Consider the following 14,135-nt stretch of genomic DNA (forward strand, 5'->3'; position numbering starts at 1 on the left):
CGCTTTCAATGGGCAGTGAGTGCATCAGCCTGGCCGGATAAGAGCCGGACCGGCGGGGATCAGCGGCGTGAAAGGCTGTACTTACCGGCACCCAGCAGCATAATGAACAGGCCACCAAAGAAGTACAGAGCTTCTGTTTCCAGTGCCCAGGCACCGACATTTGTGGTGTCGAAGAAATTTCCGCCCGCGACCAGAACCACGGCAAAGACCAGGTTGATGGCATAGACCAGACCCGCCAGACGGGTCCAGACACCCAGAATGATCAGCACCGGAGCAATCACTTCACCGATGTACGCCCCGTAGGCGACAAAGCCCGGCAACCCGTGTGCTGCCAGCATCGGCTTAATCCAGTCGACCCCGTGTTCCAGTTTAAACACCCCGTGAAAAAGCATCAGGATACCAAAAACCAGTCGCAGCAGTAATTTTGCAAAATCGGGATGGTTAACCGCGTTATCGAAACTATCAATTAATTTATTCATAAGACCCCCTAAAAAAAAAGATAAATTACCCGAACTGCTATTAAAACATCACCTGGTTTTTTTGAAAGACAGCATCAAAAAATTAGAGTGACCCGGGGCTCCCGGTATCCCCCGGCGCTGCCGGGAGTTCTGTTGGTGGTAACAGGGCACGTTCGCTGAAAAAAATACAGGGGGGTGACGATCCTTTCACCGTGGTGCCTGTTTTACTGTCAGGCAGGCCGCTACACGGCGAGCGGCCCGGAGATGACCCGCTGGCAATGCCAGCAAAACAGGCCAGCGCAAGCGCTGAGGTAACACGGCGGCGTTATGCCTTCACGGCTGACGGAGGGCTGCGGCTGATTTTTTAACGTAGAAAGACAAGAAGGTTTATCATTGAGCTAAACTTACTAAGGGAAACAGGCGGCGGTGTGAAGCTGGAAAGCCGACGTGTCCCGGACCATACCGACGCATCCCGGCCAGGGCGGGTTATCCGTCCCCCGGGTCATTCTGTAAACATAAGGAACATGTTGTGATGCTGAAAACAGCATTGTTATTTGTATTCACTGCCATCGCTGAAATAGTGGGCTGCTATTTGCCTTATCTGGTCCTGCGTGAGCATAAAAGTCACTGGCTGCTGGTCCCCGGAGCGGTCAGCCTGGTGATCTTCGCCTGGTTACTGACTTTCCATCCGGCCGCTGCCGGGCGGACCTATGCTGCCTATGGCGGGGTGTATATTTGTGTTGCTCTGGCGTGGCTCAGGATTGCAGAAGGGGTCGCATTAACCCGCTGGGATATGGCCGGTGCGTGTGTGGCGCTGGCGGGAATGCTCATTATTGTCTGCCAGCCATCCTGACGACCCATTGAATCTTACCTTCGGGCAGGTATCGCCCTCTCGTCCGGCGTAGAGATCGCATTCTGCCGGGCACCACCTTTTTTCGGAGATCCTCTATGCAGTCAATTGAATCAGTCTGCGGCTTAACACGACTGACGTCTGTTATCGGAGATCCGATAGCCCGTGTCCGTTCTCCTGGTCTGGTTAACCGGATGCTGGAACAACAGCAACGTGAAAATGTACTGATGATCCCCATGCATGTCACCGCACATGGCTTACCGGACCTGCTGGCCGGACTTAGACATTGTCAGAATTTTGCCGGAGCGATCATCGCTCAGCCGCACCAGCAGTCGGTGTACCAATGGCTGGACAATGTCAGTCCGGCCGTACAAATGACAGGAACCTGTAATGTTATCCGCCGTTCCCCGGAAGGCACCCTCAGCGGCACGTTGCTGGAGGGCGATGGATTTATTGCCGGACTGCGGCGGCAGGGGATCGATGTGGCCGGAAAGCGTGTCTATCTGGCCGGGGCGGGGTTTTCGGCCAGTGCGATTGCCCATGCTCTGGCCGGACAGGGGGTGACAGAGCTTATCCTTTACAACCGTACCGGGGAAAAAGAGGTACAACTGGCCGAAAGCCTGTCCAGAAACCATCCCGGGCTGGTTGTGATCCACGGCACCGAAGCGCCGGCACATTGCGATATTGCGATCAATGCGACGCCGGCAGGTAAAGGGGACGACAGCCAGCAGGCATTTTCACTGGCAGGACTGGCCGCCGGTACGCTGGTATGCGATACGGTGATCTACCCGCAGATGACCCCATTATTACAGGCCGCCGAAGGGGCAGGGATGCAGACGCATCATGGTGAATATACGTTAATGGCGCAGTTAGCACTGATGATCTCTTATATGCTGGACCCGCTGAACAGCGATGATCAGTAAGTTATCTGCTGTTACCTGCTAAAAAACGGCACTTCCCCGAAAAAGTGTCACCGGCACTGACTCTGTTTGTCCCCCGTGACGGGGACAAAAAGCACAGACACCCTGAGCAACCCCGGGTTTTCGTATCAGACAGGGCGGGGAGATCATCTGCCCGTCAGTGGTAGTTTACTGAAAAATAATCCGTTTATTTCTTGTTCTCTTCCCCGCCAGGCTCTCTTCTGCGTATCACTGTGGATCATCACTTTTTCCTCTGGATAACCGTCAGAGTTTTTTTCGTGGTTCTGACAATAAATTTCGTACTTTCCAGACCCGCCTGATTTCGTTGAAAGTAAGCACAGTCACACCGCGACTCACAGGATCGGCCGGGCTCAGGGTATCACGGTCATTTTCCGGGACGGTCCCGGTCGCAATTTTATTCCAGCCGGAGGTTATTTATGCAGTCTGCCAGATTTCTACGTTTCACCCGAAAAGCCCCGGTACTGCTGGGTATGAGTTTGTGCGCTATCGCTGTCTCCGCGAAGGCAGATTTTATCAAACCGGGCATTATCACCGCCGGCTCTGATATCACGTTTTCACCTTATGAATACATGCAAAACGATAAACCCGCAGGATTCGACATCGAGATGCTGAACGGGATTGCAAAAGCGGTGGGCATGAAAGCCGTTAATGTGGACACGCGTTTTCCGAACCTGATCCCGGGTCTGCAAGGTAAGCGTTTTGATATCACCAACTCGTCGATGTATATCACGCCGGACCGACTGAAAGTCATTGATATGATCCCCTATCTGAAGACCGGGGAAAAAATTGTGACCTTAAAAGACAGCTCGTATAAACCCGGGATCCCTGACGAACTGTGCGGACACAAAATCGGCACCATGGCAGGCACCTCCTTCTTACAGGGGCTGATGACCTTTTCACAGCAATCCTGTGTAGCGAAAGGTAAACCTGCCATTAGTATCAGTGAATATCCGACCGATCCGCAGGCCACCCAGGCACTGTTGTCGAAAGCCGTTGAGGCCCAGATCACCGATGTGGCCGTCGCCCAGAGTGTCGTTGACCGCCTGAAAGGCCGGGTGGTGATCACCTCCGATAAACTGCTGTACCCGGTACTGGTCGGCTTTGGTGTCCGCAAAGATGATCCTCATGTTAAACAGACCATAGAAGCGGGATTAAAAAAATTCAGCCAGACACCGCAATATAAAGCGCTGTTCAGCAAATACCACTTTACTCCGCCAACGGCTGACGATATCCGCCAGCTCAGTGCCGGCTGAGTTTGCGCCATCCCCGGGGCACCGCCATACCCGCAGACCGCAGGCGTTAACGCCTGCGGTTATCTGCCGTCAGATATTACGACCTTACCCTCATATTCAGCAGGAGATTCAGATGATCGAACCATGGCAGGAAGAACTGTTCCGTGAACAGGGCTTTCTGATCGTTAATGACGTTTTTTCTGCCGATGAAATCGCAGAACTGCAATCGGTATTTGATGGCTGGGTGGATGAAAGCCGCGAGCATGCTGAAGCCTATGGTGAAACACTGGATGGCCGTCACCGTTTCGATCTCGACAGTGATCATTCGGCAGCGCATCCTTCCCTGCGGCGGGTCGCTTCACCCACGGAGATTTCATCAGGCTATTATCAGGCGGCCTGCCACTCCCGGATGACCGGGATAGCGGCCCGGCTGGTTGGTCCGGGGCTGCGCTTTCATCACAGTAAAATCAATTCCAAATTACCGGGAACCCGAACCGAAGTGAAATGGCATCAGGACTTCCTGTTCACTCCGCACAGTAATGATGACCTGGTCACCGCATTACTGATGGTCAGTGACGTGACGGCCGATAACGGGCCGTTACAGGTTATCCCGGGCAGCCATCGCGGCCCGTTATACTCACACTGGCAGGACGGCCGGTTTCGTGGTGCGATCGAGGAACGACACCTTGCGGAGCAGCGCCAGTCTCCGGTCAGTTGCCAGGGAACGGCAGGAAGTGTCTGCTTTATGCATACGCGGTTATTACATGCCTCAGCGGCCAACCAGAGTCCGCGGCCCCGGACGTTATTTATTACCGTCTATGCCGCGGAAGATGCCTGGCCTCTGGCCGGGAACCCGCTGCCTTCGGTGCATGAACGCCGTATCGTGGCGGGCGAAGAGAGTGGCCAGGTCCGTTGTGTCAGCAACTCGTTTGCGCTACCTGAAATGCCGAAAGGTGCCTCATTCTTTGAGCAACAGGCGGGCGATAGAGCGGGTTGATCATCGGAACAGCGAAAGTGCAGGTATAGCCTGTGTGGCCGTCCGGGACTGCTGCTGACTTTGCCTTGCCTTTTCTGCGATCAGGGTTCATGGTTTATCCGCGCGTTTGTCTGTGATAAACGTCATGGTTTCCCTGATAAAAGCCACTACCGATGAGAAAGGCGATGAAGAATATCTTTAGAAGTCTGTTAGTTGTGTCTCTGACTGCCATATCACCACTGGCGGCAATGGCAGCCACATTTACCCTCACTTCCCCTGATTTTACCTCCGGTCACCCTATGCCGGTGGCGATGGGCGGCCATCTGCCGCAGGTAAAAAGTTGCCACGGGGAGAACATCTCCCCGTCACTCAGCTGGCAGAACGCTCCGGCGGCGACCCGCAGTTTTGCGCTGATTATCCAGGATGCCCAGGGGCGGAACGGTCTCGGCGTTACTCATTTGCTGGCTTATGGTATCCCGTCCTCAGTTCAGCACTTTGAACGTACCGCGCTGGCGAACGGGCAGGGCTTCACGGGCGGGAAAAACAGCTTCGGCCGTGAGGTCTACGACGGTCCCTGTCCTCCGGCCAACAGTGATCGGCATTTTTATACCTTCACCCTGATAGCCACCGATCTGCCTGCCGACAGTTTACCTGCCGGTCTGGACACTGCCGGCCTGATGGCAAAACTGGAAGGACATGCACTGGCTTCTGCCGGAATGGCCGGAACGTTTGGCGGGCGTGAATAAAGAGCCTGTAGACGCGTCTCGCGGGGGAAGCCCCCATTCCCCGTGTCACCCCGGGACCCGGATGCCCGACAGCTCACAGACGCTGACAGCCTGCCTCAGTGGCACCGGGGCTCCCCGTCTTCACCCATTCCCCCGTCTCCGATATTTATTCCCTGTCAGACAGAATCTTTCCGCACTCAGACGGCCCCTGTACTATTATCAGCAGTAGACTGACGGTACTGAAACCGCTCAGCGAGGACAGGGAAAGGAGTGTCGGGTGGTTACCTTTGATATCTGTATCACGTTATTGCTGCTGCTGGTCACGCTGTTACCGCTGTCCCGCCATCCTGGCTGGTGGGTCAGGGTCTGGGATTTCCCCAGACTACAATTGCTGATCATTTCCGCACTGCTGGGTATTCTGCAGTTTTTCCTGTTGACACGAGTAACGTGGCTGGCCGCTGCCGTACTGCTGATCAGTCTGATCTGTTGCGGTTACCAGTGCTGGTGGATCTTCCCGTATACCCGTTTGCAAAAAAAACAGGTCCGGGATGCTGAAGGGTATACCGCGCATCCCGGCATCCGGATTCTGGCCTCCAATGTCCTGACACCTAATCGTCAGGCGGCTAAGTTGCTGAAACAGATCCGTATTGAATCTCCGGACGTGCTGGTGGCGGTAGAAACGGATAGCTGGTGGGAGCAACAACTGAGCGTCCTGGACCAGGACTATCCCTACAGTGTGAGGTGCCCTAAAGATAATTTGTACGGGATGCATGTCTGGTCCCGGTTACCGTTACGTGATGCGGAAATACAGTATCTGGTCGACCCGCAGATCCCGTCAATGCACATGCTGGTGACCTTGCCGCAGGGGATTGACGTGCGTCTGCATTGCGTGCATCCGATGCCACCCAGTCCGACCGAAAATGACGAATCCCGGGACAGGGACGCGGAACTTGTGCTGGTAGGTAAAAGCGTCGCTCAGGCAACGCTGCCGGTGATCGTCACCGGGGACCTGAATGATGTCGCCTGGTCGCGGACCACACGGCTATTTCTGAAAATCAGTGGCTTGCTGGACCCGCGTCGGGGCCGGGGAATGTACTGCACGTTTAACGCCAGATACCCCCTGTTGCGCTGGCCGCTCGACCATATCTTTCACAGCCAGGAGTTTATTCTCGGGTCACTGCGCCGTCTGGAAGACATCGGGTCGGATCATTATCCGTTCCTGGCCCATTTGCTGTATGTTCCGCCGCAGGGACAACAGCAGGAAAGCCTGCTGAAAGAGGCAGAGGATGAACAATTTGCCCGCGAGATTTTACAAAAAAATGCGTCATTGACGTTTCCGGTACATACGCCGGGTGAGAATGACGGCGGGTTTCATTGAGAAATTCTCTTGCAGTCTGACGCAGTGATTGATAAACAGCCCATAGTCCGGGGGTAAGAATATTTCTGCACTCCGGGAGGGTGGCATTTCCGGAGAGTGATGATTATCTTGGGACACTCACGATTTATCCTCTGCAAAAGCCAGAGAATTATGGGGGCGGTTGATAAGCACTCGCCCGACAAACACCATGATTGCTGGCTACGGGCCGGCACATCGTAATGATTATGTGGCAGGAATTGCAGTGAAATTTAATAAATACAGTAAGTTAGCTATTTTTATGGCCGGGTTGTGCAGCGTACCTTTAACGCATGCCGCCACCACAGGACAGGATATTTCCGGTGCCTGGAATACTTTCAGCAATAATGTGGCAACGACGTGGACGTCTTCACCGAATGTGGATCTGTATGTGCCGGCCATCACCTGGCATAACCGGATGACCTATGACCGTGAGCATATTGACCGTTATAACGAAAGACCCTGGGGGGCAGGGGGAGGGATCTCTCGTTATGATGAGAAAGGTAACTGGCAGGGTATTTACCTGATGGTGTTTAAAGACTCCTTTAATAAATGGGAGCCCATCGGTGGCTATGGCTGGGAAGCGACATGGCGCCCGTTGAATGATCAGCGTTTCCATCTGGGGGCAGGTTATACCGCCGGTGTGACGATGCGGGATAACTGGAATTATATCCCGATACCACTGGTGTTACCGCTGGCATCGATAGGTTACGGACCAGCAACCTTCCAGATGACCTATATCCCCGGGACCCATAATAATGGAAACGTTTACTTCGCATGGTTCCGGTTCCAGTTTTAGGGTCTGATATTGTGCAAAAAATGCTCTGTCAGCAAAAAATCAGGACATTTATCACTTTTTCATCAAATGGGACTGGACAAATTGCACCGCAATTGATGTACTACGTGACGACACAGTTTAGTGTCCATTTTTCATGTAAAGGTAATATAGATGTCCAAGATTAAAGGTAACGTTAAGTGGTTTAATGAATCTAAAGGATTCGGTTTCATTACTCCTGAAGATGGCAGCAAAGATGTATTCGTACACTTCTCTGCAATCCAGAGCAATGGCTTCAAAACTCTGGCTGAAGGTCAGCGCGTAGAGTTTGAAATTACTGACGGTGCTAAAGGCCCATCTGCTGCTAACGTTATCAGCCTGTAATTTTCAGTCAGAATCTCTAAAACCCGCCAATGGCGGGTTTTTTATTGCCTGTTTTCCGGCACCGGCTCTGGTAGTCTGGCGGGGTGTTCAGCCCGGGCGGCGCGGCCAAAAAGTGCGATTAGTAGTCTGTTACAGAAATGTATTGTGTTATAATCGGCTTTGCGTCTTAATGTAGGTGTAACGTTTTTCGCTGAGGTTCAAAGGTATATTATGGAAGGTATCAGTATTGCAAAGCTGCTGATTATCGGTGCTCTCATCGTATTGCTTTTCGGCACGAATAAATTACGTTCACTGGGCGGTGACCTGGGTAGCGCAATTAAAGGCTTCAAGAAAGCCATGAAAGAAGATGACACGACCGTGGCAAAAAGTGAAGCAGAAGAGGTTCCTGCTGAACGTGTCAGTCACAAAGACTAATTCTCTGATCCCGGCAGTAGATCCCCGGATGTATTGTCTGTAAAAACCAGATAGCCTGCTGTCTGGTTTTTTATTGGCTGTCATCCGCGGCTGCACGCTCACCGGGACGCTATCGCCGCGGCGGCCGACTGAAATACCGTACAGCCGCCTGCAGGATATTATTTGATCTCTATACCCTGAGCCTGCATATCTGCATGATAAGAAGAACGGACAAAGGGACCACAGGCCGCATGGGTAAAGCCCATAGCCATCGCTTCGGCTTTCATTTCATCAAATTCGGCCGGGCTGACATATCGCTGAACCGGCAGGTGATGACGGCTGGGCTGCAGATACTGCCCTAAGGTCAGCATAGTCACCCCGTGACGACGCAGATCACGCATCACCTCGATGATTTCTTCATTAGTTTCCCCCAGCCCTACCATCAGACCTGACTTCGTCGGGATCTCCGGGTGCAGCTGCTTAAATCTTTCCAGCAGGGTCAGTGACCACTGATAATCTGCGCCCGGTCTTACCTGCCGATAAATGCGCGGGACGTTTTCCAGATTGTGGTTAAACACATCCGGCGGGGACTGTGTCAGGATCTCTAATGCCCGATCCATACGGCCGCGGAAGTCGGGGACCAGTGTCTCGATTTTTATCGACGGGCTTTTTTCCCGGATAGCCGTAATACAATCGGCAAAGTGTTGCGCGCCACCGTCCCGCAGGTCATCACGGTCAACCGAGGTGATCACCACATAGCGCAGTGCCATGTCGGCGATGGTCTGAGCCAGTTTCGCGGGTTCACCGGCATCCGGTGTCAGTGGCCGGCCATGGGCTACGTCACAGAACGGACAGCGACGTGTACAGATAGCGCCGAGGATCATAAAGGTGGCTGTCCCGTGGTTAAAGCATTCCGCCAGATTAGGGCAGGAGGCTTCTTCACAGACGGAATGCAGGCCATTTTTACGCATCGCGGCTTTGATGTCCTGAATACGGGTGGAATCGGCAGGAAGTTTAATCCGCATCCATTCCGGCTTTCGCAATAACTCCTGGCGTTCACTGACAACGGTTTTGACAGGGATCAGCGCCATTTTGTCTGCATCACGGTATTTGACGCCGCGCTCTATCTGAACTGGTTTACTCATATCTGCGGATTCCGGTAGCTGATTGTCTGCAGTAGGCTCTGCATTCAACATGTTTGTAACAATGCAAAAAGTATATCATTTTGTCTGCCGCAGGACAGCTTCCCCGGGGTACGAAAGATAACATCTGTCCCGGCAAGACATTCTACTCGGGCTGCGGGAGGCCCTGACGGTATTCCGATTGCGGGTAGGGGAGATGGTTAAGAAAATGGCGAACCAGCGTTTCTGCGGTCTGTGAAATCGATATGCCCGGTACCAGGTCTGCTATCTGTGTCATTTCCAGTCCGGCATAACCGCAGGGATTAATGCGCAGAAACGGCGAGAGATCCATCGCTGTATTCAGTGCCAGTCCATGGAAAGAACACCCCTTACGGATGCGCAGCCCCAAAGAACAGATCTTTTTACCGTTAACGTAGACGCCCGGCGCGTCCGGTCTGGCGCAGGCGGTGATCCCGAAATCAGCCAGCGTCTCGATCACAGTCTGTTCCAGCAGGGTGACCAGCTGGCGGACACCGGTTTTCAGACGACGAAGATCCAGCAGGACATAAACGATTTGCTGCCCGGGAGCATGATAGGTGACCTGACCTCCCCGGTCGCTTTGTACGACAGGGATATCGCCCGGTGCCAGCAGATGTTCGGCTTTACCGGCCTGACCCTGAGTAAACACCGGCGGATGTTCGACCAGCCACACTTCGTCGGCAGTGGTCTCTGTACGGGTATCGGTGAAGTGGTGCATGGCATCGGAGACGGTCTTCCAGGGGAGCACGCCCAGCCTGCGGATAATAAGCGGTTGAAGGGACACGAGAGTCATCCGGTAATAACAGAGAAAGTGCGCCGGGAGACCCGGCGCGACCCATTACAGCACCATACGGACGATATCGATATCACCCAATTCCTGGTAGAGGCTTTCTACCTGTTCGATATGGGTGGCATTGATAGTAATGGATACAGAGTGGTAGTTACCTTTGCTGCTGGGTTTAACTTCCGGGAAATAATCCCCCGGCGCATGACGTTGTACCACTTCAATCACCTGATCCACCAGCTCTGGTTGTGCCAGTCCCATAACTTTATAAGTGAACGGGGTTGGAAATTCGAGCAATTCATTCAGTTTGGTTTTCATAGTGACTCCGGAACCAGAAAATGCCCCCGGATGTGTGGGGGCATGTAAGATATATTCAGGATATGGGGACAAAAGGGGAAATATCAACCCTGCGGATTAGCCCATCCAGTGATGAAAGGTAAGTTTAATATAATCGATAATCCGGCTAAAGAAACCCCCTTTCGGGACATCCTGCAGAATCACCAGCGGACGTTGCGCGATGACTTTGCCATCCAGCTGGAAATTAATCGTACCTATCACCTGATCTTTCTTCAGCGGTGCATGTAATTCGGTATCCTGCAGTACATAGCTGGCTTTCAGATCTTTGGCACGTCCGCGCGGGATAGTCAGGTAGACATTTTTATCCACGCCCAGCTGCACACGGTCGGTGTTACCAAACCAGACCGGCTCGGACACAAAGTCTTTGCCCGCTTTCAGTGGAGAAACAGTTTCGTAAAAGCGGAAACCCCAGGTCAGTAACTTCTTGCTTTCGGTTTCGCGGCCTTTATAAGTACGACCGCCCAATACCGCAGAAATCAGACGTGTCTGGCCTTCGGTCGCAGAGGCGACCAGGTTATATCCGGCGGCATTGGTATGACCGGTTTTAATACCATCGACATTCAGCGAGGTATCCCACAATAACCCGTTACGGTTCATCTGGCGGATATTATTGAAGGTGAACTCCTTCTCTTTATACACCGCATATTCTTCCGGCACATCGTGGATCAGGGCCCGGCCAATCAGCGCCATATCACGTGCAGAACTGTACTGGCCGTCGGCGTCCAGGCCGTGGACAGTCCCGAAATGCGTGTTTTTCAATCCCAGTGCGTTGACGTAATTATTCATCAGGCCGACAAAGGCTTCCTGGCTGCCGGCAACATAATCTGCCATCGCGACACAGGCATCATTGCCTGACTGCAGCACGATACCGCGGGTCAGTTGCGAAACGGGCACACGATCGCCCGGTTTCAGGAACATCAGGGAAGAACCTTTGAACACCGGATTACCGGTGGCCCAGGCATCCTGCCCGACGGTCACCATATCGTCCTGATGGATCTTTCCGGTGCGGATAGCCTGACCAATCACATAACTGGTCATCATTTTTGTCAGGCTGGCGGGGTCACGACGGGCATCGGCATTTTTTTCTGCCAGCACAGTCCCGGAATTATAATCAATCAGAATATAGGCTTCTGCATCGATATCCGGCACACCCGGGATCATGGTTTTTAAATCGACGTTATCCGCCAGGGCGGAGTAACTGAAGAGGACAATCACAGAACCAGCGGTCATTTTTGTCAGAAATGTGGCAAGAGAAAATTTTTTCATTTTTGGGGTAATTTCATCCGTGGAATCAGAGGTATTTGCCACGAACTATAACAGGATGCCACCAGAGGCGGCATCCTGCTTTACCTAATTTTATGATTTAGGGCCGAAAAAAAGGGTTATTTAGCCGTGGTAATAAAAGAGGTGATTTTTTCGCCGGCTAAACGCTGTTGCAGTGTTACAGCGTCGTGACGATTGCTGTAACCGCCCAGTTGTACCCGATAAATATTGCCATCAACGGCTTCGACATGGCCGGCCACGCCAAACTGATGACTCAGCTTCTGTTGCAGTTCTTTTGCCCGTTGCGCGTTATTGACCGCCGCTACCTGTACCACATAGCCGGAGCTGTGTGCTGTCGCGGCGACCGGGGCCTTTTCTGTCTGACGGGGAGCCGCCGGTGCACTGACGGTCGCAGCGGCAGGAGCATCATCCTGAGTCTGAGTCTGAGTCTGAGTCTGAGTCTGTGCAGGGGCGGTGCTGGCGGCAGGCGTATCTGACTCCAGTACACCGGCGGCTAACGGCTGTGGAGCCCCCAGTAATCCGCTGCTCTGCACCGGAGCGCCCAGGTTGTTACTGCCGTTCTGCAAGGTACTGTTAGCAATCGGCATCACATTCGAACTGCTATTGCCGGATGTGGCCGGCAGGGCAGTACTGGTCGTATCCGCTGACGCATCGCTCGTCTCCGCCGCCGGGGAGGTCATGCCTGCCGGCCCCCCCAGGTCAGGACGGGCAGGGAGATCATAACTCTGGATAGCGACTTTGGTCCCGACAGTGCCGGGACCGGACAGGGTTCCGTCAGGAGCCACCGTGATGGCATCGACCCGCACCTGCGTATTATCAGAGATATTCAGACGGTTAGCCGCTGCGGCAGAGAGATCGATGATACGTCCCGGCACGAACGGGCCACGATCGTTGATACGAACCACCAGCTGGCGTCCATTGGCCAGATTCGTCACGCGCACATAGCTCGGGATAGGCAGTGTCGGGTGAGCGGCCGTATAGGCATTCGGGTCAAATTTCTCCCCGGAAGCCGTGGTATTCCCCGCCGATTCCTGACCATAGAAACTGGCCAGACCGACCTGGCTGAACCGTGAGGTATCCGTGACGATGCGGTAACGTTTACCGCTGACTGAATAGTCCTGGTTGGCGGAAGGGATCAGGGATTCATATTTGGGCTGAACCCCCGGGATCTCTTTGACCGGACCGTTCCACACCGGTTGTGCCGGGGCGGTGTTCTGCTGTGTTTCATCAGTAGAACATCCCGCCAGTATCAGGGATGCCAGTCCAATACCAATCAGCCACTCCTTACGCATGTATTGCCCCTTAAACGCTTTTTGATAACATTTTTCGATGAGTATGGATCGACATCACGATGCCAAATCCGGCCATTAAGACGATCAGCGCTGAGCCGCCATAACTGATTAACGGCAGCGGGACCCCAACCACCGGTAAAATACCACTGACCATACCGATATTTACGAAGACGTAAACAAATAAAATCAGCATGATGCCGCCGGCAAGCACCCGGCCAAAGGTGGTCTGTGCTTTTGCGGCAATCACCAGGCCACGCATAATTAATAGCAAATAGAGTGCCAGTAGCGCCAGTACCCCGATAAGGCCCAGCTCTTCAGCCAGTACCGCAAAAATAAAGTCGGTCTGACGTTCCGGTAAAAACTCCAGCTGTGATTGTGTGCCATGCAGCCAGCCTTTACCGTGTAAGCCTCCGGACCCGATAGCTATCTTCGACTGAATAATATGGTAGCCGGCACCCAGCGGGTCCTTTTCCGGGTTCAGCAGCATGATGACGCGATCCCGCTGATAATCGTGCATCAGAAAGAACCAGAGGATAGGAATAAAAGCCGCAACCAGTACGGCGGCTACCGCAATCAGTTTCCAGCTCATTCCGGAAAGGAACAACACAAACAACCCGGACGTTGCAATCAGAATGGCGGTTCCCAGGTCCGGCTGTGCGGCCACCAGCAAGGTGGGCAGAAAGATCAGGATCAATGCGATAGCGGTATTTTTCAGCGTCGGCGGGCACACATCGCGGTTGATAAAGCGCGCCACCATTAATGGCACGGCAATCTTGGCGATCTCCGAGGGCTGAAAACGGACAAAACCTAAATCCAGCCAGCGCTGTGCTCCTTTACTGACATGTCCGAAGGCATCGACGGCAACCAGCAGGGTGACACTCAGAATATACAGATAGGGGGCCCAGCTTTCATAGACTCTGGGTGGAACCTGGGCCAGCACCATCATCAGCGTAATACCCATCGCTATCTGACCAATCTTACGTTCCATCATGCCAGGATCCTGACCGCTGGCACTCCAGATAACAAACCCGCTGTAGGTTAGCAGGGCCAAAATGATCAACACAAAAATAGGATCGATATGGATTTTGGTCCAGAAGGATCGCTTTTGCGGACTATTACTCAGGGGCATAT

General features: G+C 53.4%; 16 protein-coding genes. 9 read left to right on the plus strand and 7 right to left on the minus strand.

Annotated features, from left to right (window positions below; genetic code table 11):
* Positions 1–59: 59 nt before the first annotated feature.
* Positions 60–479: a DoxX family protein gene (locus ABD035_RS12360; RefSeq protein WP_343870573.1), complete on the minus strand. Its 420-nt coding sequence runs from the start codon at positions 477–479 to the stop codon at positions 60–62.
* Between the two features lie 511 nt (positions 480–990).
* On the opposite strand from ABD035_RS12360, the gene ABD035_RS12365 reads away from it, so the two are divergent.
* The 9 genes from ABD035_RS12365 to tatE all read left to right on the plus strand — a co-directional run bounded on the left by ABD035_RS12365 (position 991) and on the right by tatE (position 8,148).
* Complete coding sequence (locus ABD035_RS12365) at positions 991–1,311, plus strand: YnfA family protein (RefSeq protein ID WP_212714834.1); 321 nt, start codon at positions 991–993, stop codon at positions 1,309–1,311.
* A gap of 95 nt (positions 1,312–1,406) precedes the next feature.
* Positions 1,407–2,231: a shikimate dehydrogenase family protein gene (locus ABD035_RS12370; RefSeq protein ID WP_343870575.1), complete on the plus strand. Its 825-nt coding sequence runs from the start codon at positions 1,407–1,409 to the stop codon at positions 2,229–2,231.
* A 434-nt stretch (positions 2,232–2,665) separates the two neighbouring features.
* On the plus strand, positions 2,666–3,502 hold the full coding sequence (locus ABD035_RS12375; RefSeq protein ID WP_385950584.1) for an ABC transporter substrate-binding protein: 837 nt from the start codon (positions 2,666–2,668) through the stop codon (positions 3,500–3,502).
* Positions 3,503–3,614: 112 nt separating this feature from the next.
* Positions 3,615–4,478, plus strand: a complete 864-nt coding sequence (locus ABD035_RS12380) for a phytanoyl-CoA dioxygenase family protein (protein WP_343870577.1) — start codon at positions 3,615–3,617, stop codon at positions 4,476–4,478.
* Positions 4,479–4,642: 164 nt separating this feature from the next.
* On the plus strand, positions 4,643–5,203 hold the full coding sequence (locus ABD035_RS12385) for a YbhB/YbcL family Raf kinase inhibitor-like protein (RefSeq protein WP_343870579.1): 561 nt from the start codon (positions 4,643–4,645) through the stop codon (positions 5,201–5,203).
* A 256-nt stretch (positions 5,204–5,459) separates the two neighbouring features.
* A complete protein-coding gene (locus tag ABD035_RS12390) occupies positions 5,460–6,560 on the plus strand; it encodes an endonuclease/exonuclease/phosphatase family protein (protein ID WP_343870581.1) in 1,101 nt (366 codons plus the stop codon).
* Between the two features lie 277 nt (positions 6,561–6,837).
* Entirely contained in the window at positions 6,838–7,374 is a 537-nt protein-coding gene (pagP, locus tag ABD035_RS12395) for a lipid IV(A) palmitoyltransferase PagP (protein WP_343870689.1), read from the plus strand.
* 150 nt (positions 7,375–7,524) lie between these two features.
* A complete protein-coding gene (gene cspE, locus ABD035_RS12400; protein WP_006118399.1) occupies positions 7,525–7,734 on the plus strand; it encodes a transcription antiterminator/RNA stability regulator CspE in 210 nt (69 codons plus the stop codon).
* 210 nt (positions 7,735–7,944) lie between these two features.
* The gene (gene tatE, locus ABD035_RS12405; RefSeq protein ID WP_212714816.1) at positions 7,945–8,148 is read left to right on the plus strand and encodes a twin-arginine translocase subunit TatE; all 204 of its coding nucleotides are present in this window, start codon (positions 7,945–7,947) and stop codon (positions 8,146–8,148) included.
* A 158-nt stretch (positions 8,149–8,306) separates the two neighbouring features.
* Here the strand turns inward: tatE and lipA are convergent, their stop codons facing one another.
* From lipA to mrdB, 6 genes are all read right to left on the minus strand, one after another.
* A complete protein-coding gene (gene lipA / locus ABD035_RS12410; protein WP_212714817.1) occupies positions 8,307–9,272 on the minus strand; it encodes a lipoyl synthase in 966 nt (321 codons plus the stop codon).
* Positions 9,273–9,414: 142 nt separating this feature from the next.
* Entirely contained in the window at positions 9,415–10,080 is a 666-nt protein-coding gene (gene lipB / locus ABD035_RS12415; protein ID WP_425579724.1) for a lipoyl(octanoyl) transferase LipB, read from the minus strand.
* 45 nt (positions 10,081–10,125) lie between these two features.
* Positions 10,126–10,389: a DUF493 family protein YbeD gene (ybeD, locus tag ABD035_RS12420; RefSeq protein ID WP_343870587.1), complete on the minus strand. Its 264-nt coding sequence runs from the start codon at positions 10,387–10,389 to the stop codon at positions 10,126–10,128.
* Between the two features lie 96 nt (positions 10,390–10,485).
* Positions 10,486–11,694 carry a D-alanyl-D-alanine carboxypeptidase DacA gene (gene dacA / locus ABD035_RS12425; protein ID WP_343870590.1) on the minus strand — a complete coding sequence of 403 codons (1,209 nt, stop codon included), beginning with the start codon at positions 11,692–11,694 and terminating at the stop codon, positions 10,486–10,488.
* 116 nt (positions 11,695–11,810) lie between these two features.
* Positions 11,811–13,004: an endolytic peptidoglycan transglycosylase RlpA gene (gene rlpA / locus ABD035_RS12430; RefSeq protein ID WP_343870592.1), complete on the minus strand. Its 1,194-nt coding sequence runs from the start codon at positions 13,002–13,004 to the stop codon at positions 11,811–11,813.
* Positions 13,005–13,014: 10 nt separating this feature from the next.
* Positions 13,015–14,133, minus strand: coding sequence for a peptidoglycan glycosyltransferase MrdB (gene mrdB / locus ABD035_RS12435; protein WP_371813148.1), 1,119 nt, complete (start codon positions 14,131–14,133; stop codon positions 13,015–13,017).
* Positions 14,134–14,135 lie beyond the last annotated feature (2 nt).

Source organism: Tatumella terrea (assembly GCF_039523755.1).
GTDB classification, from domain to species: domain Bacteria; phylum Pseudomonadota; class Gammaproteobacteria; order Enterobacterales; family Enterobacteriaceae; genus Tatumella; species Tatumella terrea.